Source organism: Agrobacterium sp. (genome assembly GCF_059499945.1).
Genome location: NZ_JCABZP010000014.1, coordinates 659,237 through 677,526, shown reverse-complemented (window position 1 = coordinate 677,526; position 18,290 = coordinate 659,237). Strand labels below are relative to the sequence as shown.

Sequence of the window (18,290 nt, the reverse complement as noted above, 5' to 3'; positions counted from 1 at the left end):
GCCCATACAGGCGGTCAGGTCCTATTTCCGCCCAACTCCGCTGGAATTGAAGCCCTGAGGCTTTTTTTTCCGGATTATGGCGTCAAAATAGCCGCACTGATTCGAATCCCAGAGGTATCCATGCGTCTTTCCCCGCTCGCGCGCACTTTTCTTGCCGCCGCCGGTCTTGCCATCATCGCCCCCGCTGCCGCAGCGCTGGCGCAACAGCAGCCGCCCGGCACGCCGAAGTCGACGCATGGCGCATGGTCTGTCATCTGCGACAAGCCGGCGGGTGCATCCGAAGAACAATGCGCCCTCATGCAGAACGTGATTGCCGATGACCGCCCGGAAGTTGGCCTTTCGGTGGTGGTGCTGAAAACCGCCGACCGCAAGTCGCGAATCCTGCGCATCCTCGCGCCGCTCGGCGTGCTTTTGAAGGATGGCATGGAGCTCTATATCGACAATAATAATATCGGCCGCGCCTATTTCACCCGCTGCTTCTCCGAAGGCTGCTACGTGGAAGTGGATATTGACGACGAGCTCTTGAAGGTTCTGCGCGCCGGCAAGAATGCGGTTTTTGCGCTGCGCGAAGCCGTTGATCAGGATCGCGTGGGTATTCCGATCGAGCTTTCGGGCTTTGCCGAGGGCTACGACGCGCTTCCCTGACGCCTGCCATTACGGGACAGCCTTGCGTCCGTCGGCTCCAGTGCCTAAATCGGTCATGAACGATAATGACTGGAGCCTCCCATGACCGACGATCTTGTAAAACTCTTCGATTGCGACGAAACGCAATTGCGCAAGCTCGTCGGCGAGGCGCTCGCCGGCGCTGACGATGGCGAACTCTTCATCGAACATGCCCAAGCCGAATCGCTGACCTTCGACAATGGCCGGCTGAAGGGCGGCTCCTTCAACACCGATCAGGGTTTTGGCCTGCGCGCCGTTGCCGGTGAAACGGTGGGCTATGCCCATGCGGGCGAGCTTTCGCAAAGCGCACTGAAACGCGCTTCGGATGCGGTGGGTGCGGTTACCAGAGGTTATTCCGGTTCTTATGCCGCAGCACCGCAGCGCACCAACAAGAAGCTCTATGGCGACGAGAACCCGATCGGCAGCCCGAGCTTCGAGGAGAAGGTGAAGCTTCTCACCGATATCGACGCCTATCTGCGCGACAAGGACCCGAATGTCCGGCAGGTGACGGCAACCATTTCCGCGAGCTGGCAGGTGGTGGACATCCTGCGCGCCGACGGACATCGCGTCAGCGATATCAGGCCGATGACCCGCATCAACATCTCCGTTGTGGCGGGCGAAGGCGACCGGCAGGAAAGCGGCTCCTACGGCATTGGCGGCCGTGTCGGCTTCGGCGATTTCATCACCACGGAAAACTGGCAGCGCGGTGCGGATGAGGCGCTGCGTCAGGCGCTCGTCAATCTCACCGCCATCGATGCGCCGGCGGGCACCATGGATGTGGTGCTGGGTTCCGGCTGGCCGGGCGTGATGCTGCATGAAGCGGTGGGCCATGGCCTCGAGGGCGACTTCAACCGCAAGAAGACCTCCGCCTTTGCCGGCCTGATGGGCGAAATGGTGGCCGCCCCCGGTGTGACCGTGGTGGATGACGGCACCATCGACAGCCGCCGCGGCTCGTTGACGATCGATGACGAAGGCACGCCATCGGGATATAATGTGTTGATCGAGAACGGCAGGCTGGTCGGCTACATGCAGGACCGGCAGAACGCCCGGCTCATGGGTGCGACGCCCACCGGCAACGGCCGCCGGCAGGGTTATGCCTATGTGCCGATGCCGCGCATGACCAATACCTACATGCTGTCAGGCGACAAAACGCCGGAAGAAATCATCGCCTCCGTCAAGAAGGGCATCTATGCTGTCTCCTTCGGCGGCGGCCAGGTGGATATTACCTCAGGCAAATTCGTGTTCGGCTGCACCGAGGCCTATCTCATCGAGAACGGCAGGATCGGCGCGCCGGTGAAGGGCGCGATGCTGATCGGCAATGGGCCGGACGCCATGAAGCGCGTCTCGATGATCGGCAATGATTCCAAACTCGATACCGGCATCGGCAATTGCGGCAAGGCCGGTCAATGGGTGCCTGTTGGCGTCGGTCAACCGCATCTGCGCATGGATCAGATCACCGTCGGCGGTACGAAGGCGTAAATCTCACGACCTGCCTGTAACGACGCTCAATGCGTATCTGTAGCGCGGGAAAAGTGATGTAGCGGTGCCATCCCCACATCCGTCACTCCGGTCGACGCGCATCCGCGCGGCAAGAGGGTCTTTTCAGCCCAAGGACTTGGGCTGACTGGATTCCTGTGACAGGCACAGGAATGACGGGAGGAAAATTGCGGGACACCAGAGGCTGAACCTGCCGCGACAATCTCAGCCCGCAGCCTCACACATGGCTGCCATGATGAGGTTTCCTCTGGCGTGCAGCCGGGAAGACGGTAAGATCAGCCCGTGCCGCAGGCCATCTCCCATCCCGGGCCTGCGCGGCAAAGGAGACCATGACCATCATACGAAATGCCCTCGTTCCTGAAATCGCCGTCAGCGACTGGCAGAAAAGCCGCGCCTTTTATTGCGACCTGATCGGTTTTCATGTGGTCTATGAGCGCCCCGAAGAGGGCTTTACCTATCTGGCGCTGGGGGATGCCCAGCTGATGATCGACCAGATCGGCGCAACCCGGACATTCGTGACTGAAAATGCCGCGCTTGAATTTCCGCTCGGCCGCGGCATGAACCTGCAGCTCGCCGTTCCCTCCCTGCAACCCATTCTTTTCCGGCTGGAGCGATCCTCGATCGACCTCGTGATGCCGCTGGAGGAAAAATGGTACAGGCGCGGCACGGTCGAAGTGGGCAACCGGCAATTCATCGTCGCCGATCCCGATGGTTACCTGATCCGCCCTTTCGAGAGCCTCGGCGAACGCCCTTTCCGGTTCGGTTAAGCCATGTTGCCCTTTCTTCCGCAGGCCGTGGTGTTCGACATGGACGGATTGCTGATCGAGAGCGAGAGGCTTTATCGCGATTCATTTCTGGCGGCCTCGGATGAAGGCGGCCATGGCATGAAGGTCGAAACCTACCAGAAGGTGTGCGGCAGCCCGTGGGATGTCATTACCGGCACCATCTTTGCCGATTATGGCGCGGATTTTCCGATCGACAGCTTCCGCGACGCCTGGCTCCGGCACCTTGGTGTGATGATGGCTGATGGCGTGGCGCTGAAACCGGGCGTCATCGACATTCTCGATCTTCTCGACCGGCTCGATATCCGCCGCGCCATCGCCACCTCGTCGCAGCACGATTCGGTGACGCGCCATCTCGGCCCCCACGATCTTCTCAGACGTTTCGATACCATCGTCGCACGCGGCGACTATACCGAACCCAAACCCGCGCCCATGCCCTATCTGACCGCAGCCCGACGGCTTTCCCTTGATCCGGGCCGTTGCCTTGCGCTGGAGGATTCCTATTCAGGCGTACGCTCGGCCACATCCGCGGGCATGTTGACGATCATGGTGCCCGATGTCGCGCCGCCGACCGAGGAAATGCGGGAAAAGTGCGTTGCCGTTGCAAGCGACCTTCACGCCGTGGCAAGCCTTCTGCAAAAGGCAAAGGCCTGATTGAGATGAGAATCGGGTGGGCCGAAAGCGCGGGCGGCCGTCACATGTCCTTAGCCGTTTGGCGTCATGATGAAGCATGTGTCGGCTTGAACGCCGCTATAGGTCGAGCGCCTTCGTCGGCGTATTCATAACCGGGGTGATCATGCCGCCTGTTGCCGTGTCGCTCGCGACGCTGATACTGCTGGTTCTGTGCGTATTCCAGATCGCGCTTGCAGCCGGCGCGCCCTTCGGTCGCCTTGCCTGGGGCGGCGCGCACCGGCTATTGCCGGTCCGGCAAAGAATTGCCAGCGCGGCGGCTCCACTCATTTATGCCTTTTTCGCGTCCTTTCCGCTGCAAAAGACGGGCTATGTGGACGTCTGGCCATCCGGCTGGATCGAACCCGGCATCTGGATCATCGCCTGTTATCTGGCAGTGAGCGTTGGATTAAACGCCATGTCGAAAAGCCGCCCGGAGCGGCTGGTGATGACGCCTGTGGCTGCGGCTCTTGCGATCCTGTTCTTTATCGTCGCTTTCTCCTAGCTGTATCAAAGCGGTGAGATACCCGAAGGATCAAGCCGCCGTTCGGCCGGTCGTCAGGCTCCCGGCTTGAAACGCCACTTACGCTCGATCGATCCCTCGATATCGAGACCGTTATAATAGGCCAGCAACAGCACATGGCCGAGGAGATCGGCGGTTTCGTCGGCCAGATCCCGCTTCATCTCCTCTTTGCTCCTGCCCTTGATGCGCGCCCGTCCTGTCAGCCGATTCCAGGCCTGTGTCATCTCGCCAACCTCTTCCTGAAGCTTCAGCATGTACCAGTCCGGATCGCGGAATATTCCGTTTTCAGCGGCATATTTTTGCGAAGCCTCGTCAAACCGACGCATCATGTCAGTAAACATTTGTTCATCCTTTGTTCACGCACTACAACTCTAACCATGATTCTCTGACCGCGTCGACCCGTCAGTGCGTCATGCAGCCATGAACGGAAATTTCCGGGACATGCGCATGCAAGCGAGATAGAGAAAAGATATTCGAACAAACGTGCCATCACCCATGTCCCATCTCGACTTCCTGTCGTCACTCGTCACCGCGCATAGTCCGACGCTGCTCGCCATGTTTGCGGGCGCCGCGTTTCTTGCCGGCCTCGCCCGCGGCTTTTCCGGCTTCGGCGCAGCGCTGATTTTCATCCCGCTTGCCAGCGCCATCGTCGGGCCGCGCGTCGCCTCGGCGGTACTGCTGGTGGTGGACGGCGTCCTGACGCTCGGCATGATACCGCCCGCCTTTCGCATGGCGGACCGGCGCGAGGTTTTCATCATGGCGGCCGGCGCCTTTGTCGGCGTACCGGTTGGAACCCTGCTGCTTTCCAAGGGTGATCCATTGACCCTGCGCTGGCTCATCTCCGGCGTGGTCGTGGTGCTGCTCTTATTTCTGGTGTCCGGCTGGCGTTACAGCGGCCGGCCGAAAACGCCGCTCACCCTCTTCACCGGGCTTCTGGCCGGGCTGTTTTCGGGCGCTGCGCAACTGGGCGGTCCGCCCGTCGTCGCCTATTGGCTGGGCGGAGCGCTGAAAGGCGCTTTCGTGCGCGCCAATGTCATTCTTTATTTCGCGGTTTCCACGGTGTTTTCCATCGCCAGCTATTTTGTCGGCGGCCTGTTCACCGTTGATGTCTTCGTGTTTTTCCTGCTGGCATTGCCTTTTTACGGCGCGGGTCTTTATGCCGGGGCGCGGCTGCACGGGCTTGCCGACGAAGCGTCGTTCCGGCGCATCTGCTATGGGCTGATCGCCATTTCCGCGATCATCGGCCTGCCGCTGTTTGATTCGCTGCTGAAATAGGCAGGCCGCGATGGCCTGCCCCGAGGGCGATTACGGATACATGCGGACCTTGGACCATGCACCATCAGGCGTCTCGCGACGGAATTCGATGCGGTCGTGCAGGCGGAACTTGCGGTCGTGCCAGAATTCGATGCTGAGCGGGCGAATGCGGAAACCGGACCAATGGGACGGGCGCGGAATCTCGCCGATGGCATATCTGGCGGTATATTCGGCGACCGCCTTCTCCAGCGCGAAACGGCCCTCCAGCGGCCGAGACTGTTTGGAAGCCCAGGCGCCGATGCGGCTGCCGCGCGGGCGCGAGGCGTAGTAGACATCCGCCTCCTCATCACTCACGATCTCCACCTCGCCGCGCAGGCGCACCTGCCGGCGGAGACTTTTCCAGTGGAAACACATGGCCGCTTTTTTCTGACCAAGGATCTCACGGCCCTTCTGGCTTTCGAAATTCGTGTAGAAAACAAAGCCGCGATCATCGACGCCTTTCAGCAGCACCATGCGCACATTCGGCAGGCCATTTTCGTCCACGGTGGCAAGCGCCACCGCGTTCGGATCGTTGATTTCGGAAGCCGTTGCGTCCTTCAGCCATTCGGCAAAAAGCGTGAACGGTTCATTTTCTTCCGTGAAGTCACTGGATGTTAACCCCGTTTCCGACATATTGACTAAAATGCTCCCGAGCTGATTTGGACCCCAGAGATGATCTCTGGTGAAAGATGGTGACCGTCATAGCAAAGTCGAACAGTCGAACAAAGGGCCTCCTTTCGTCGGTAGCGGAAGTTTCCGCCGTCGTGTCAATGCTCGTGGTGCTGAGCGGCTGCGTCAGCCTCGATCTGTTCGGCGGCGACAAGGTCGACCGCTCGCTTTCCACGGCCTCCGTTCCCAACCAGCCGAACAATGCGCCGCAGACGGACGATGCGACGATCCGCAATGCGGTAACCTCGGCCGATCTCGCCAAGCTCGCCGACCAGCCGCTGCCCTGGGCCAATGCGGCCACCGGCAGCGCCGGCGTCGTCACCGCCATTCACGAAGACAAATCGAGCGGTTTCGTCTGCCGCGATTTCAAAACGACGCGTCACTCCTTCGAGGGTGTTGCGAGCTATGCCGGACAGGCCTGCCTGTCGGAAACCGGCGAATGGCTGCTGACCCGCTTCGAGCAGAAATAATCTGTTTACCCTTCCACAGGGAATAGAGCCGGCCTCGGTGCAGCGCGCTTCCTCCGTAAAGGAGTGATTAGCAACTTATTGCAACAGTCGACGTTGATTAGACAGAGGGCGTGCAGGCGAATGATCGCGGGCAGCCCTTTTCGGAGGGGTTAGTTTCAGGATTGCGCCATGAAGGGCGGCAGCGCCTGAGCCAACGTAAACTGGTGTTTCGCATGCGCGATCCGTATTCGATCCTCGGCGTAAAACGTGACGCCCGCCACGAGGAAATCAAGGCCGCCTGGCGCACGAAGGCGAAAACCGTCCATCCGGACGCCAATCGCGACGATCCCGATGCCTCGGCGCGATTCGCCGAGATCGGCCAGGCCTATGATCTTCTCAAAGACCCCAAAAAGCGCGATCTCTACGATCAGGCCCGCAGGGCGGCCGAGAAGAAGCAGCGCGGCGAAACCATCATGCAGCAGCGGGAAGCCGCGCGCGAGGCCGCCGAGCGCGCCAAGGCGGCTGAAAAGCTGATGGAGGAACTGGCCCGCGCCGACGCCCGCAACCGGGCGCAGACCGGCCAGAAAACCGACGCCAAGGCGGAAACCGCCGAAGACATCGTCGAGCGGATTTTTGGCGCCGAGGCGCAGAACGATCCCAAGGTGCAGCAGGCTGCGGAAGCGGCAAAGGCTGCCGCGAGCGCCGCAAAAGGCGATATGCCTGCGGCCGGCGAGACCACGCCCGGCGCTGGCGATGACCGGACCGCGCCCGCCTCACTTGCCGTCAATCTCTTCAATGCTCTCGTGCGCCGGTTCCGCACCCCGCAGCCGGCCCCCGAAAAGGCGCCTGATATTACCGCGGAAGCCACCGTCACGGTCGCCGATCTGCTGGAGCACAAGTGGATTACCGTGCCGCTTGCCGACGAACGCGACGTTCGCTTCCAGCTCGAAGCCGGCATGACGGACGGGCATGTGGTGCGGCTGAAGGGACAGGGGCTGAAGCTTCCCAACATGGCCCGCGGCGATCTTGCCGTGACATTGCTGACCGCACGCGAGGACGCGTTTTCCCTTCGTGGTTTCGATATTCACACAACGCTGCCGATATCGCTCAGCGACGCGGTTCTGGGTTGTGAAACGAACGTCGCGACACCGCTCGGCGAGGAAAACATCACCATTCCTGCCTGGTCCGGTTCGGACCGCGTGCTGCGCCTCGCCGGCAAGGGCCTTGCCGACGGCAAGGGTGGACAGGGCGATCTCGTCATCGAATTGCGCATCGTCCTGCTCGAAAAGCCGGATGAGAAAGTGACCGACCTGATGCGGCACATGCGCGAAGGCCTTTATTTGTGAAAGTTTTGCGAATAGCCGGGACAACGCACCCTTTGTTACGCTCCCTAACAGTTGATGATCTTTGGCAATCTTGAACAGGATTGCAGCCTATGCCATAGGCAGGACCGATCAAAAGTATTAGGGAGCACAAAATGGCTCAGGCATCCGGTCTTATGGCTGGCAAACGCGGCCTCATCATGGGTGTCGCCAATAATCGTTCCATCGCTTGGGGCATTGCCAAGGCTTGCGCAGACGCAGGCGCGGAAATCGCACTCACCTGGCAGGGCGACGCATTGAAGAAGCGCGTCGAGCCGCTGGCGCAGGAACTTGGCGCCTTCATGGCCGGGCACTGTGACGTGACCGATCTCGAGACGATCGATGCGGTTTTTGCCGGGCTGGAAAAGCACTGGGGCAAGATCGACTTCGTCGTGCACGCCATCGCCTTTTCCGACAAGGACGAGCTGACCGGCCGTTACCTCGATACCAGCCGCGACAACTTCAACCGCACCATGGACATTTCCGTCTTCTCGCTGGCGGCTGTGGCCAAGCGCGCGGAACCGATCATGAATGATGGCGGCTCGATCATCACGCTGACCTATTACGGCGCCGAGAAGGTCATGCCGAATTACAACGTGATGGGCGTGGCCAAGGCTGCCCTTGAGGCCAGCGTGCGTTATCTCGCTGTCGACCTCGGCAACCGCGGCATCCGCGTCAACGCCGTTTCCGCCGGCCCGATCAAGACGCTTGCGGCTTCCGGCATCGGCGATTTCCGCTATATTCTGAAGTGGAACGAATATAATGCGCCGCTGAAGCGCACCGTTTCCATCGAGGAAGTCGGCAAGTCGGCGCTTTACCTGCTGTCCGACCTTTCCACCGGCGTGACCGGCGAAATCCACCATGTCGATTCCGGTTACCACACCATCGGCATGAAGGCCGTGGATGCGCCTGACATCTCGGTGGTGAAGGACTAAGCCTGCGAAGTTTGAAAACGGGGTATCGCCTTGCTCGTCTATGTGATCCGGCACGGACAAACGGACTGGAATGCGATACGCCGGCTTCAGGGCCAGAAAGACATTCCGCTCAACGATTTCGGCCGCCAGCAGGCGGTCGGTAACGGCAAACTCCTTGCGCATCTGCTGGGAGAACAGGCCACGGACTTCGATTATGTGGCAAGCCCGCTCGGGCGCACACGCGAAACCATGGAACTGATGCGCGCCGCGATGGGCCTCGATCCGCTCGCCTATCGCACCGACGATCGCCTGATCGAAGTTTCCTTCGGCGACTGGGAGGGCCAGACCCTGCCGGAGCTGAAAAAAGAATTCCCGGACCGGGTGAAGGCGCGCAAGGCCAACAAGTGGGATTTCATTCCCCCCGGCCAGGATGCCGAAAGTTATGAAATCCTCTCCTGGCGCATCGGCGCATGGCTTTCCTCCGTTGAGGTTCCAACGATCTGCGTCTGCCATGGCGGCGTGATCCGCTCGATCTTCCGGCTGGTATCAGGCATGGACAAGGATGAGGCGTCGCGAACGCAGATTCCGCAGGACCGGATTTTGAAGGTCGAGATCAACAGGAACAGCGCGGAGTGGATTTCGTGAGGGGCATGGGTCAACCCCTCTCCCGTCATTCCGGCCTTAAGCCGAAATCCAGCCAGCCCAAGTCCTTGGGCTGAAAAGATTCATCCCGCCGCGCAGATACGCGTCGGCTGGATGCCGGATCAAGTCCGGCATGACGGAAATGTTGGTGCTTCCCGAACAAGTTTACAGAGGTTCGCCCCGTCACAGGCAAAGCCGCAACCGCAGCCTTACTCAACGACCTGAAGATCGTCGACCACGCGTTTGCCATCCACTTCCGTGTAGAAAACCACGACCTTCACGCCCGCTTTCAGACCTTCGAAATTGAACTCTTCCGGTACGCGATAGGTCTTGCCGTCGTTGAGCGTAATGCTCAGCCCATTCGCATCGATCTTGCTGATCGTGCCTTCCACATCGACGCTCTGCGCGAAGCTGTTGATGGGCATCAAAAGGTTGGTGGCGGCCAGAAGGGCGGCAATCATCATACGCATCGATCTAGCTTTCGTGGATTTGCGTGAAAACCTTACATGCATGAAGAATTGCCTTTCGAATGTGGCGGAAATTGCCCGCAACCATGACATTTTCGGCCCAATTGATGAACGGATTTGGGATCGCGTTCAAGCCGTTAGTGATTTTTACACCGCATTTCCCGGCAATATTGGAAAACTCGGGATTAGCGTGGAAAACGACGGCGCTTTTACATTTTCGTCATCCCGGAAAAACCTCGTCTTCCCGCGAATCAATCAGGCGATACGATCCATTTATTGATGAAACACGCCGTTCCGGCCCCGGCCGCGCCGCTGTGGACGGTGCGTCACCTCCTTATCGGGCTTGCCGTGAAAGAAAGGCTTTTGCCTTGCCCGGATTTTCCACTAAGACAAATCCGCTTGTTTCAAACGGCGCTGTCCACAGGCGCCCTGTTTTCCGGTTTTGAGAACTATGTCGCATAACAGTTTCGGTCATCTTTTCCGTGTTACCACCTGGGGAGAAAGCCATGGGCCGGCACTTGGCTGCGTGGTGGATGGCTGCCCGCCCGGCATCCGCTTCACCCTTGCCGAGGTGCAGCACTGGATGGACAAGCGCAAACCCGGCCAGAGCCGCTTCGTGACCCAGCGGCGCGAAGATGACATCGTCAAGGTTCTCTCCGGCGTGATGCTGGATGAGGACGGCGAGACGATGATAACAACAGGCACGCCGATTTCGATGCTGATCGAGAATACCGACCAGCGTTCCAAGGATTACGGCGAGATCGCCAAGCGTTTCCGTCCCGGCCATGCCGACTTCACCTATGACCTGAAATACGGCATTCGCGATTATCGCGGCGGTGGACGCTCCTCCGCCCGCGAAACGGCGGCGCGTGTCGCCGCCGGCGCAATCGCCCGCAAGGTGGTGCCGAGCCTCAATGTGCGCGGCGCGCTGGTGCAGATCGGCAAGCACAGGATCAACCGCGACAACTGGGATTGGGATCAGGTCGATCAGAACCCGTTCTTCTGCCCGGATGCAGCCATGGTGCCGGTGTGGGAAGACTATCTCGACGGCATCCGCAAGGCCGGCTCCTCCATCGGGGCCGTTGTCGAAGTGGTGGCGGAGGGCGTTCCGGCCGGTATTGGCGCCCCCATTTATGCCAAGCTCGACCAGGATATCGCCTCAAACCTGATGTCGATCAACGCCGTCAAGGGTGTAGAGATCGGCGAAGGTTTCGCCTCCGCCGAGCTTTCCGGCGAGGAAAATGCCGATGAGATGCGCATGGGCAATGACGGCAAGCCGATCTTCCTCTCCAACCACGCCGGCGGCATTCTGGGCGGCATCGCGACCGGTGAACCTGTCATCGCGCGCTTTGCCATCAAGCCCACCTCCTCCATTCTGACGGAGCGCCTGTCCATCGATACCGACGGCAATAATGTCGATGTGCGCACCAAGGGGCGCCATGACCCCTGCGTCGGCATCCGCGCCGTGCCGATCGGCGAAGCGATGATCGCCTGCACCGTTGCCGACCATTATCTGCGAGACCGCGGCCAGACCGGCCGGCTGAAATAAGGGGGACCGCCATGGCCTATGACCAGAAACGCGTTGTCGACGCCATTCGCGCTTTCGAAGCAGGCGAAATCGTCGTCGTGACCGATGATGACGACCGAGAGAATGAAGGCGATCTGATCATTTCGGCGGTGCATTGCACGGCGGAAAAGATGGCTTTCATCGTGCGCCACACCTCCGGCATCGTCTGCGCGCCCATGCCGCGCGAAGAAGCCAAGCGGCTGAACCTCAACGCCATGGTGGCGGAAAATGATAGCGCGCACACGACGGCCTTCACCGTCAGCGTCGATTTCAAGCACGGCACCACGACGGGCATTTCCGCCGATGACCGGACGCTAACCGTGCGCAATCTCGCCAATCCCAATGTCGGGGCTGCCGATTTTACCCGGCCGGGCCACATCTTCCCGCTGATTGCCCGTGAAGGTGGCGTCCTGATGCGCTCCGGCCATACCGAAGCGGCGGTCGATCTCTGCAAGCTTGCGGGCCTGCCGCCCATCGGTGTCATCTGCGAACTCGTCAATGATGACGGCACCGTGACGCGCGGACCGCAGGTCACCGCCTTTGCGGAAAAACACAAGCTGAAGCAGGTTTCCGTCGCCGACCTCATCGCCTATCGCCAGCGCAAGGAAACGCTGGTGGAGATGGAATCCTCCTTCACCATCGAAACGCCGTTCGGACCGGCCAAGGCGCAAACCTATTCCCTGCCCTGGGACCGGATGCAGCATATGGCGGTGATTTTCGGCGATATCAGAGACGGTGTCGACATTCCCGTTCGCCTGCACCCGGAAAATGTCGCCGACGACGTGTTCGGCGACCGCCAGCCGGTGCAGCACTATATGCAGAAGATTGCCGAGGAAGGCCGCGGCGTCATCGTCTATCTGCGTGAGGGCTCCGTCGGCGTCGGCCAGGTGGCCGGCCGTCGCAAGGCGCGTGATCCCGACGAGGCGCATGCGCAGGCCCGCTCACGTGAAAACGAATGGCTGGAAATCGGTCTCGGTGCGCAGATCCTCAAAGACCTCGGCATCAGCTCGATCAAGCTGATGACGACACGCGAGCGTCATTATGTCGGCCTGGAAGGCTTTGGCATCAAAATTTCGGCGACGGATATCGGGTGATTTAGGGGCTTCGCGAGAGCGCTTCGGCTTGGCGCGCTCTTCGCCCGTTCGGCGTCATCCTCGGCCTTGTGCCGAGGATCCATCCCGCAGTTCCCGACGTGACATGCTTGAGATGTTCCGGACACGTGAAGTCATGATCCCGGAAGCCATTGTCTCCGCGGCTTGTGGATCCTCGCCTCAAGGGCGAGTGTGGCGGCGCTCGCCACTACATTCAGGCACCGCGAAAAGACACCTTCATTTGTCCTCCCGCCAGCCCTCCAGATAATTCACGCTCTCAACCCCGGTAAACTTCGCAAGCCGCGATAGTTCCGCGTCGAGCTTTTCAAGCCGTCCTGCTGAGGCGCGCACGCCAGGCTCCAGCCACAGGCGGCGCACATCCAGCGTGCCGCGCTTGCGATCCGCCTTCATGTCGATGCGGCCAATCATCCGGTCGCCCTCCAGAAGCGGGAAGACATAATAGCCATATTGCCGTTTCGGCTCGGGCACGAAGACCTCGATGCGGTAATAAAAGCCGAACAGCCGTTCCGTGCGGTTTCGGTCGCGCAACAGCGGGTCGAAGGGGCTGAGGACACGGACGCGGGCGGAGGGTTCCGGTACATCCGTCAGGTCGGCGGTGAAATCGGCAAAGGCAAAAGACGGGCGGGCGGTGTCTCCGTCGCTGGAGAGAAGCGAGACCTCGCAGAGTTCATCGCGATGGCTCTTGACCCAGTCCCTCGCCTCCTGCGGGGTGACGAGATCGAAAAAGGCGGCGATTTCGCCATGGGTGGCGAAACCCAGCCGCTTCAGCGCTTCGCGGCAGGCCCAGTCGACAAATTCGGCGTGCTCCACCTCGGTTTCGTGGTGCTCGCCGGGAATGACACGCTCGGCGAGATCATAGACCTTCTGGAAATTCACGCGGCCGGATATGGCGAGCTTGCCGGTGTGCCATAAATATTCGAGCGCCGTCTTGGAGGGATGCCAGTTCCACCAGCCGCCGGACTGATGCCCCTCCTCCTTCAGCTCCCGCGCCAGAACCGGGCCGGTGGCGGCGATGCGCTCCAGCGTTTCGCCGAAAGCGGCATCGAAGCCCTCTCCATGCCATTTGCGCCAGCGCTCCTGAATGATCGGCTCGCGGCGGCGGAAGCGGTGTTTCCAATAGGGGTAAAACTCCGTCGGTACGATGGAAGCGTCATGCGTCCAGTGCTCGAAAAGCGCGCGGTCCTTTTCCAGCAGCGTGGTCAGATGGTCACGCCTGTAGGTCTGGTTGCGTGAGAAGATAATCTGGTGGTGGGCGCGCTCCACGGTGCCGATGCTGTCCACCTGCACAAAACCGATATCGGTGATGAGCTGCAGCAGGCCATCCTTGGAAAGCGCCTTGCCGGGCGGGGAGCAAAGCCCCTGCCGCGCCAGAAAAATCCGCCTTGCCGCTTCGTTCGAAACCTTGATCGTCATGGCGCAAAAGGTATGACGGCTTTTTCAGGATTGCAATGTTCTTTTTTTGTTCCTTGTTTCACTTCTGTTGATGACGGGGTATAGAACCGGAAAACGAGCGCGAGGATGTAAGCTTGGAAATCCGTTTCGATGCCGCCGGTGTCGCTTTCGAGGGCCGGCAGGCCCTGCAGCCGCTGTCTGTGACATTGACGGAACGGCGCATCGGCGTGATCGGCCTCAATGGTTCCGGCAAGACCACCTTTGCCCGGCTGATCAACGGGCTGAACAAGCCGAGTGCGGGCAAGGTTTCGGTAAACGGTCTCGACACCGTGAGCGACGCCAAAGCGGTATTGCAGACGGTCGGCTTCATCTTCCAGAATCCGCAGAACCAGATCATCCTGCCGATCGTGCGCGACGATGTCGCCTTCGGCCTCAAGCGGCTCGGCATCGGCAGGGCGGAAACCGAAAACCGGGTGAAGGCCGTTCTTGCGCGGCTCGGCATTCCCCATCTGGAAGAGCGGCGCGCGCATGAGCTTTCCGGCGGAGAACTGCAGCTTGCAGCGCTTGCCGCCCTTCTGGTCACCGATCCGCAAATCCTAATTCTCGATGAACCGACCAACCAGCTTGATCTGAAAAACCGTACTATCGTTGAAAAAACCATGGCGGCGCTGTCGCAGGCGCTTGTTGTCATCACCCATGACCTGTCGCTGGTTGCAGGCTTCGACCGCGTGCTGGTTTTCCATGAAGGCGCGCTGGTTGCCGATGCCGGCCCCGAAGAGGCGGTTGCGCATTATCTGGAGGTGGCATCGCGATGAAATCGCTGCATGTCGAAGGCACCGGCTGGCTCTACCGCGTCTCGCCGCCCGTCAAGCTCCTGACGCTTATGGGCTTCAGCATCGCGCTGTTCCTCACCCGCGATCTGCCGCTTCTGGGATGCGCCGTGGTTCTCGCCGCCGCCATCCTGCGCGAGACACGCCTGCCCTTCCACGAGATCGGCCTGCGGCTGCGGCCGGTGATGCTGACCATCTTCCTCGTCGCCGGTTTCAGCTATCTCCTGCTTCCAGCCCATGATGCGAGTGTCAATCTTCTGCGGCTGACGGCGCTCGCGCTGCTTGCCACCGCCGTCACCATCACCGTCAGCATTTCGCAATTCATGGACGAGATTACGCGTGCCGCGGCCCCCCTGGAACGGCTGGGGCTGGTCAAGGCCGCCGATATCGGACTTGCCGTCGGTCTGGTGGTGCGGTTCGTGCCTGAGATCGTCAACCGCTACCATGCGGTGCGCGATGCGCACCGGGCGCGCGGCCTGCCGGTGCGCATGGCCACCACCATCGTGCCGCTCGTCATTATGACGTTGAAGGATGCCGATGCCATCGCCGACGCCATTGACGCGCGCGGTTTCAGAGGCCAAAGCTTGCGGCCAGATAACCATCCGGAGTTTTGAGCGTCATGACGACCCGCGACCTTGTGCTGATTTCGCTGTTTTCCGCCATCATCATCGCACTCGGGCTTCTGCCGCCGATCACGCTCGGTTTCATTCCGGTGCCGATCACCGCGCAGTCGCTCGGCGTCATGCTGGCAGGCGTCGTCCTCGGCGCAAAGCGCGGTACGCTCGCGGTTCTCCTGACAATCCTGATTGCCGCCATCGGCCTGCCGGTGCTTTCGGGCGGACGCGGCGGCCTTTCCATCTTCACCACGCCGACGACGGGCTTCCTGATCGGCTGGATCGCGGCGGTTTTCGTCACCGGCACGCTCTCGGAAAAACTCGTCAATCGCAGCCAGTCTGCCCTGACACAGGGCATCGGCTTTTTCATCGCCAGCCTGATCGGCGGCGTGATCGTGCTTTATGCTTTCGGCATCACCTATCTGGCGCTGGTCGTCGGTCTTGGTTTCGAAAAGGCCTTCATGGGTTCGCTCGCCTTCATTCCGGGCGATGCGCTGAAGGCTGTGCTTGCAGCGCTGGCCGGCCGCGCCGTGATGGCGGGTTATCCGCTTCTGCCGCAGCGCGCCTGAACACACTTTCTTCGGGAGGAAAAGAATGGCGACGCGTTTATACGAACATCCGATCTTCCTGGAGCATATCACGCCCGAAGGCCACCCCGAGCGGCCGGATCGCCTGCGATCTCTGAACATCGCGCTCGAACATCCGAATTTCGAGCGCCTGATCCGCAGAGAAGCGCCTCAGGCCAATGAAGACGCGGTGTTGCTGGCGCATCCGGAGGAGCACCTGCTTGCCGTCATGCGGCAGATCCCTGAAGAGGATGGCGAGATCAACCGCGTCGAGGCCGACACTTATGTATCACGCAAAAGCCTGCAGGCGGCGCTGACCGGCATCGGTGCGGCGATGGCGGCGGTGGACGACGTGTTTACCGGCGCTGCCGACAATGTCTTCGTCGCGGCCCGCCCGCCCGGCCACCACGCCGAAACAGCCAAGGCCATGGGTTTCTGTCTTTTCAACAATGTGGCAATTGCCGCCCGCCATGCGCAGAAGGCGCACGGGGCAGAGCGCGTCGCCATCATCGACTGGGACGTGCATCACGGCAACGGTACGCAGGATATTTTCTGGAACGACACATCAGTGCTGTTCTGTTCCACCCACCAGATGCCGCTTTATCCGTGGAGCGGCGACAAAAACGAAACCGGCGTGAAGAACAACGTCGTCAACGCCCCGCTTTCGCCCAATACCGGCAGCGAATATTTTCGCGAGGCGTTCAAATCCCGCGTCCTGCCGGCCATTGCCGATTTTTCGCCTGACCTCATCCTCATCTCCGCTGGTTTCGACGCGCATCACCGCGATCCTCTGGCGCAGATCAATCTGGTGGGTGAGGATTTCGACTGGGCGACGGGCCGGCTTCTGGAAATGGCCGATAAATACGCATCGAACCGGGTCGTCAGCCTGCTTGAAGGCGGTTATGATCTGGAAGGGCTGGCGGAATCGGCAGCCATGCACATATTGAGAATGATGAAGGGTTGAACATGACGGAAAATGCCAACACAGCCGATGTCAGCGGTTATTCCTTCGAAAAAGCCGTCGCCGAGCTGGAAAGCATTGTCGCACGCCTGGAGCGCGGAGACGTGGCGCTGGACGAATCCATCGCCATCTACGAGCGTGGCGAAGCCCTGAAGAAGCACTGCGAAACGCTGTTGAACGCTGCGGAAAAGCGAATCGAGAAAATCCGTCTCGATCGCGCCGGAAAACCGCAGGGCGTCGAGCCTCTCGACGGCGAGTAAACACGTCCTGTTGAACGGTGTGACGCTGCGTTCACCATTACGGCGCTCCCACCCCGTTCCGTTCGTGCTAAGCTTTCGTGTAACGATACGAGGAGCTTGCGATGTCCTTTTTTCCCGGTAACGATCCCGACGCGGGTGATGCCTTTGCCTGCGACGCCATCGAAAACCTCATCATTCCGCGCACCAGCGATATTGGCGGCTTTGCGGTGCGCCGCGCCTTGCCGACCCGGCAGCGTCGTCTCGTCGGCCCCTTCATCTTTTTTGACCGCATGGGACCGGCGATCCTGAAGGCTGGTGATGCGCTGGACGTCAAGCCGCATCCGCATATCGGGCTTTCCACCGTCACCTATCTGTTCGACGGCGAAATCAAGCATCGCGACAGTCTCGGCACCGAACTCGTCATTCGCCCCGGAGACATTAACCTGATGACCGCCGGGCGCGGCATCGTGCATTCGGAACGCACGCCGGAAAACCTGCGCGGCCATCCGCTTTCCATGTCCGGCCTGCAGACCTGGCTTGCCCTGCCCGACCATATGGAAGAAATCGCCCCGGCCTTTGCCCATACCGCCAAGGAAGACATGCCGCTGATCGATATCAAAGGCGCTTCCGGTAGGGTGGTGATCGGCGAATTCGAGGGCCTTACCTCCCCCGTTTCGGCCTTTACCGATACGCTTTATGTCGATCTGACGCTGGAGCCGGGAGTGAAGTTTCCCTTTTCCGCCGATCATGAGGAGCGGGCGATCTATATTCTCTCCGGTTCGCTCGATGTGGCAGGCGATATCTTCGCCGCCAACCAGTTGCTCGTCTTCAGGCCGGGTGACGACATCACGCTTCAGGCCGGCAGCAATGGCTGTCACATCATGATCTTTGGTGGGGCCGCGCTCAATCAGCGCCGCTACATCTGGTGGAACTTCGTTTCGTCATCAAAAGAACGCATAGAACAGGCCAAACAGGAGTGGAGAACCGGACGCTTCGATATCGTTCCCGGCGACGAAGAAGAGTTTGTCCCTTTGCCGGAAGGTTGAAATTCTATAGAAGTGTACGACATGCAGGAATGGA

23 protein-coding genes are annotated in these 18,290 nt (G+C 60.4%); 19 read left to right on the top strand and 4 right to left on the bottom strand.

The window, feature by feature from the left end:
- The first annotated feature begins 120 nt into the window (after window positions 1-120).
- The 5 genes from AC5I5B_RS14995 (at window position 121) to AC5I5B_RS14975 (ending at window position 4,116) form a co-directional block, all read left to right on the top strand.
- The gene (locus AC5I5B_RS14995; protein ID WP_003521101.1) at window positions 121-645 is read left to right on the top strand and encodes an invasion associated locus B family protein; all 525 of its coding nucleotides are present in this window, start codon (window positions 121-123) and stop codon (window positions 643-645) included.
- A gap of 81 nt (window positions 646-726) precedes the next feature.
- Window positions 727-2,142 carry a metalloprotease TldD gene (gene tldD / locus AC5I5B_RS14990; protein ID WP_020010608.1) on the top strand — a complete coding sequence of 472 codons (1,416 nt, stop codon included), beginning with the start codon at window positions 727-729 and terminating at the stop codon, window positions 2,140-2,142.
- A 347-nt stretch (window positions 2,143-2,489) separates the two neighbouring features.
- The gene (locus AC5I5B_RS14985; protein WP_060722997.1) at window positions 2,490-2,927 is read left to right on the top strand and encodes a bleomycin resistance protein; all 438 of its coding nucleotides are present in this window, start codon (window positions 2,490-2,492) and stop codon (window positions 2,925-2,927) included.
- A 3-nt stretch (window positions 2,928-2,930) separates the two neighbouring features.
- Window positions 2,931-3,596, top strand: coding sequence for an HAD family hydrolase (locus AC5I5B_RS14980; RefSeq protein ID WP_111833665.1), 666 nt, complete (start codon window positions 2,931-2,933; stop codon window positions 3,594-3,596).
- A gap of 142 nt (window positions 3,597-3,738) precedes the next feature.
- Window positions 3,739-4,116, top strand: coding sequence for a hypothetical protein (locus AC5I5B_RS14975; protein WP_020010605.1), 378 nt, complete (start codon window positions 3,739-3,741; stop codon window positions 4,114-4,116).
- Between the two features lie 53 nt (window positions 4,117-4,169).
- Here AC5I5B_RS14975 and AC5I5B_RS14970 read toward each other — a convergent pair whose 3' ends face one another.
- The gene (locus AC5I5B_RS14970; protein ID WP_111784584.1) at window positions 4,170-4,475 is read right to left on the bottom strand and encodes a pyrophosphohydrolase domain-containing protein; all 306 of its coding nucleotides are present in this window, start codon (window positions 4,473-4,475) and stop codon (window positions 4,170-4,172) included.
- A gap of 154 nt (window positions 4,476-4,629) precedes the next feature.
- Here AC5I5B_RS14970 and AC5I5B_RS14965 point away from each other — a divergent pair, with 154 nt between their 5' ends.
- On the top strand, window positions 4,630-5,409 hold the full coding sequence (locus AC5I5B_RS14965; RefSeq protein ID WP_162686155.1) for a sulfite exporter TauE/SafE family protein: 780 nt from the start codon (window positions 4,630-4,632) through the stop codon (window positions 5,407-5,409).
- Window positions 5,410-5,439: 30 nt separating this feature from the next.
- On the opposite strand, the gene pdxH is transcribed toward AC5I5B_RS14965, so the two are convergent.
- Complete coding sequence (gene pdxH, locus AC5I5B_RS14960; RefSeq protein WP_087743481.1) at window positions 5,440-6,060, bottom strand: pyridoxamine 5'-phosphate oxidase; 621 nt, start codon at window positions 6,058-6,060, stop codon at window positions 5,440-5,442.
- Between the two features lie 56 nt (window positions 6,061-6,116).
- Between pdxH and AC5I5B_RS14955 the strand changes: the two genes are divergently transcribed.
- The 4 genes from AC5I5B_RS14955 (at window position 6,117) to AC5I5B_RS14940 (ending at window position 9,465) form a co-directional block, all read left to right on the top strand.
- Window positions 6,117-6,566 (top strand): RT0821/Lpp0805 family surface protein, encoded by a 450-nt coding sequence (locus tag AC5I5B_RS14955; RefSeq protein WP_026363698.1) that lies wholly within the window; start codon window positions 6,117-6,119, stop codon window positions 6,564-6,566.
- A 212-nt stretch (window positions 6,567-6,778) separates the two neighbouring features.
- Window positions 6,779-7,891: a DnaJ C-terminal domain-containing protein gene (locus AC5I5B_RS14950; RefSeq protein ID WP_111833666.1), complete on the top strand. Its 1,113-nt coding sequence runs from the start codon at window positions 6,779-6,781 to the stop codon at window positions 7,889-7,891.
- Window positions 7,892-8,022: 131 nt separating this feature from the next.
- Complete coding sequence (gene fabI, locus AC5I5B_RS14945) at window positions 8,023-8,841, top strand: enoyl-ACP reductase FabI (RefSeq protein ID WP_003509163.1); 819 nt, start codon at window positions 8,023-8,025, stop codon at window positions 8,839-8,841.
- Between the two features lie 30 nt (window positions 8,842-8,871).
- Window positions 8,872-9,465: a histidine phosphatase family protein gene (locus AC5I5B_RS14940; RefSeq protein ID WP_060722990.1), complete on the top strand. Its 594-nt coding sequence runs from the start codon at window positions 8,872-8,874 to the stop codon at window positions 9,463-9,465.
- A 206-nt stretch (window positions 9,466-9,671) separates the two neighbouring features.
- Here AC5I5B_RS14940 and AC5I5B_RS14935 read toward each other — a convergent pair whose 3' ends face one another.
- Complete coding sequence (locus AC5I5B_RS14935; protein WP_003509170.1) at window positions 9,672-9,932, bottom strand: DUF1344 domain-containing protein; 261 nt, start codon at window positions 9,930-9,932, stop codon at window positions 9,672-9,674.
- A gap of 83 nt (window positions 9,933-10,015) precedes the next feature.
- Between AC5I5B_RS14935 and AC5I5B_RS14930 the strand changes: the two genes are divergently transcribed.
- Genes AC5I5B_RS14930 through ribB form a run of 3 tightly spaced genes read left to right on the top strand, consistent with a single transcriptional unit; the run spans window position 10,016 to window position 12,590 of the window.
- Entirely contained in the window at window positions 10,016-10,375 is a 360-nt protein-coding gene (locus AC5I5B_RS14930) for a hypothetical protein (RefSeq protein WP_162266764.1), read from the top strand.
- Between the two features lie 5 nt (window positions 10,376-10,380).
- Window positions 10,381-11,478: a chorismate synthase gene (gene aroC, locus AC5I5B_RS14925; protein ID WP_003509173.1), complete on the top strand. Its 1,098-nt coding sequence runs from the start codon at window positions 10,381-10,383 to the stop codon at window positions 11,476-11,478.
- A gap of 11 nt (window positions 11,479-11,489) precedes the next feature.
- Window positions 11,490-12,590 carry a 3,4-dihydroxy-2-butanone-4-phosphate synthase gene (ribB, locus tag AC5I5B_RS14920; RefSeq protein ID WP_065694894.1) on the top strand — a complete coding sequence of 367 codons (1,101 nt, stop codon included), beginning with the start codon at window positions 11,490-11,492 and terminating at the stop codon, window positions 12,588-12,590.
- A 234-nt stretch (window positions 12,591-12,824) separates the two neighbouring features.
- Here ribB and AC5I5B_RS14915 read toward each other — a convergent pair whose 3' ends face one another.
- Entirely contained in the window at window positions 12,825-14,021 is a 1,197-nt protein-coding gene (locus AC5I5B_RS14915; protein WP_060722987.1) for a winged helix-turn-helix domain-containing protein, read from the bottom strand.
- A 113-nt stretch (window positions 14,022-14,134) separates the two neighbouring features.
- Here AC5I5B_RS14915 and AC5I5B_RS14910 point away from each other — a divergent pair, with 113 nt between their 5' ends.
- The 6 genes from AC5I5B_RS14910 (at window position 14,135) to AC5I5B_RS14885 (ending at window position 18,256) form a co-directional block, all read left to right on the top strand.
- Window positions 14,135-14,815 carry an energy-coupling factor ABC transporter ATP-binding protein gene (locus AC5I5B_RS14910; RefSeq protein ID WP_080865927.1) on the top strand — a complete coding sequence of 227 codons (681 nt, stop codon included), beginning with the start codon at window positions 14,135-14,137 and terminating at the stop codon, window positions 14,813-14,815.
- Complete coding sequence (locus AC5I5B_RS14905) at window positions 14,812-15,444, top strand: energy-coupling factor transporter transmembrane component T family protein (protein ID WP_099085604.1); 633 nt, start codon at window positions 14,812-14,814, stop codon at window positions 15,442-15,444. Before AC5I5B_RS14910 ends, AC5I5B_RS14905 begins: the two co-directional genes overlap by 4 nt.
- Window positions 15,445-15,449: 5 nt before the next feature.
- Entirely contained in the window at window positions 15,450-16,013 is a 564-nt protein-coding gene (locus AC5I5B_RS14900) for a biotin transporter BioY (protein WP_003503057.1), read from the top strand.
- Between the two features lie 25 nt (window positions 16,014-16,038).
- Window positions 16,039-16,974, top strand: a complete 936-nt coding sequence (locus tag AC5I5B_RS14895) for a histone deacetylase family protein (RefSeq protein WP_080865922.1) — start codon at window positions 16,039-16,041, stop codon at window positions 16,972-16,974.
- A gap of 2 nt (window positions 16,975-16,976) precedes the next feature.
- Window positions 16,977-17,231, top strand: a complete 255-nt coding sequence (locus AC5I5B_RS14890) for an exodeoxyribonuclease VII small subunit (RefSeq protein WP_003503059.1) — start codon at window positions 16,977-16,979, stop codon at window positions 17,229-17,231.
- A gap of 101 nt (window positions 17,232-17,332) precedes the next feature.
- Window positions 17,333-18,256: a pirin family protein gene (locus AC5I5B_RS14885; RefSeq protein ID WP_111833667.1), complete on the top strand. Its 924-nt coding sequence runs from the start codon at window positions 17,333-17,335 to the stop codon at window positions 18,254-18,256.
- Window positions 18,257-18,290: the final 34 nt, after the last annotated feature.

Bases quoted from the DNA above. Each gene is read 5' to 3' on its own strand.
- AC5I5B_RS14895 (WP_080865922.1), top strand. From the start codon at position 16,039: ATGGCGACGCGTTTATACGAACATCCGATCTTCCTGGAGCATATCACG.
- AC5I5B_RS14935 (WP_003509170.1), bottom strand. From the start codon at position 9,932: ATGCGTATGATGATTGCCGCCCTTCTGGCCGCCACCAACCTTTTGATG.
- AC5I5B_RS14965 (WP_162686155.1), top strand. From the start codon at position 4,630: ATGTCCCATCTCGACTTCCTGTCGTCACTCGTCACCGCGCATAGTCCG.
- AC5I5B_RS14905 (WP_099085604.1), top strand. From the start codon at position 14,812: ATGAAATCGCTGCATGTCGAAGGCACCGGCTGGCTCTACCGCGTCTCG.
- AC5I5B_RS14900 (WP_003503057.1), top strand. From the start codon at position 15,450: ATGACGACCCGCGACCTTGTGCTGATTTCGCTGTTTTCCGCCATCATC.
- tldD (WP_020010608.1), top strand. From the start codon at position 727: ATGACCGACGATCTTGTAAAACTCTTCGATTGCGACGAAACGCAATTG.
- pdxH (WP_087743481.1), bottom strand. From the start codon at position 6,060: ATGTCGGAAACGGGGTTAACATCCAGTGACTTCACGGAAGAAAATGAA.
- AC5I5B_RS14975 (WP_020010605.1), top strand. From the start codon at position 3,739: ATGCCGCCTGTTGCCGTGTCGCTCGCGACGCTGATACTGCTGGTTCTG.
- aroC (WP_003509173.1), top strand. From the start codon at position 10,381: ATGTCGCATAACAGTTTCGGTCATCTTTTCCGTGTTACCACCTGGGGA.
- fabI (WP_003509163.1), top strand. From the start codon at position 8,023: ATGGCTCAGGCATCCGGTCTTATGGCTGGCAAACGCGGCCTCATCATG.
- AC5I5B_RS14915 (WP_060722987.1), bottom strand. From the start codon at position 14,021: ATGACGATCAAGGTTTCGAACGAAGCGGCAAGGCGGATTTTTCTGGCG.
- AC5I5B_RS14955 (WP_026363698.1), top strand. From the start codon at position 6,117: ATGGTGACCGTCATAGCAAAGTCGAACAGTCGAACAAAGGGCCTCCTT.
- AC5I5B_RS14930 (WP_162266764.1), top strand. From the start codon at position 10,016: ATGACATTTTCGGCCCAATTGATGAACGGATTTGGGATCGCGTTCAAG.
- AC5I5B_RS14985 (WP_060722997.1), top strand. From the start codon at position 2,490: ATGACCATCATACGAAATGCCCTCGTTCCTGAAATCGCCGTCAGCGAC.
- AC5I5B_RS14970 (WP_111784584.1), bottom strand. From the start codon at position 4,475: ATGTTTACTGACATGATGCGTCGGTTTGACGAGGCTTCGCAAAAATAT.
- AC5I5B_RS14885 (WP_111833667.1), top strand. From the start codon at position 17,333: ATGTCCTTTTTTCCCGGTAACGATCCCGACGCGGGTGATGCCTTTGCC.
- AC5I5B_RS14995 (WP_003521101.1), top strand. From the start codon at position 121: ATGCGTCTTTCCCCGCTCGCGCGCACTTTTCTTGCCGCCGCCGGTCTT.
- ribB (WP_065694894.1), top strand. From the start codon at position 11,490: ATGGCCTATGACCAGAAACGCGTTGTCGACGCCATTCGCGCTTTCGAA.
- AC5I5B_RS14980 (WP_111833665.1), top strand. From the start codon at position 2,931: ATGTTGCCCTTTCTTCCGCAGGCCGTGGTGTTCGACATGGACGGATTG.
- AC5I5B_RS14890 (WP_003503059.1), top strand. From the start codon at position 16,977: ATGACGGAAAATGCCAACACAGCCGATGTCAGCGGTTATTCCTTCGAA.
- AC5I5B_RS14950 (WP_111833666.1), top strand. From the start codon at position 6,779: ATGCGCGATCCGTATTCGATCCTCGGCGTAAAACGTGACGCCCGCCAC.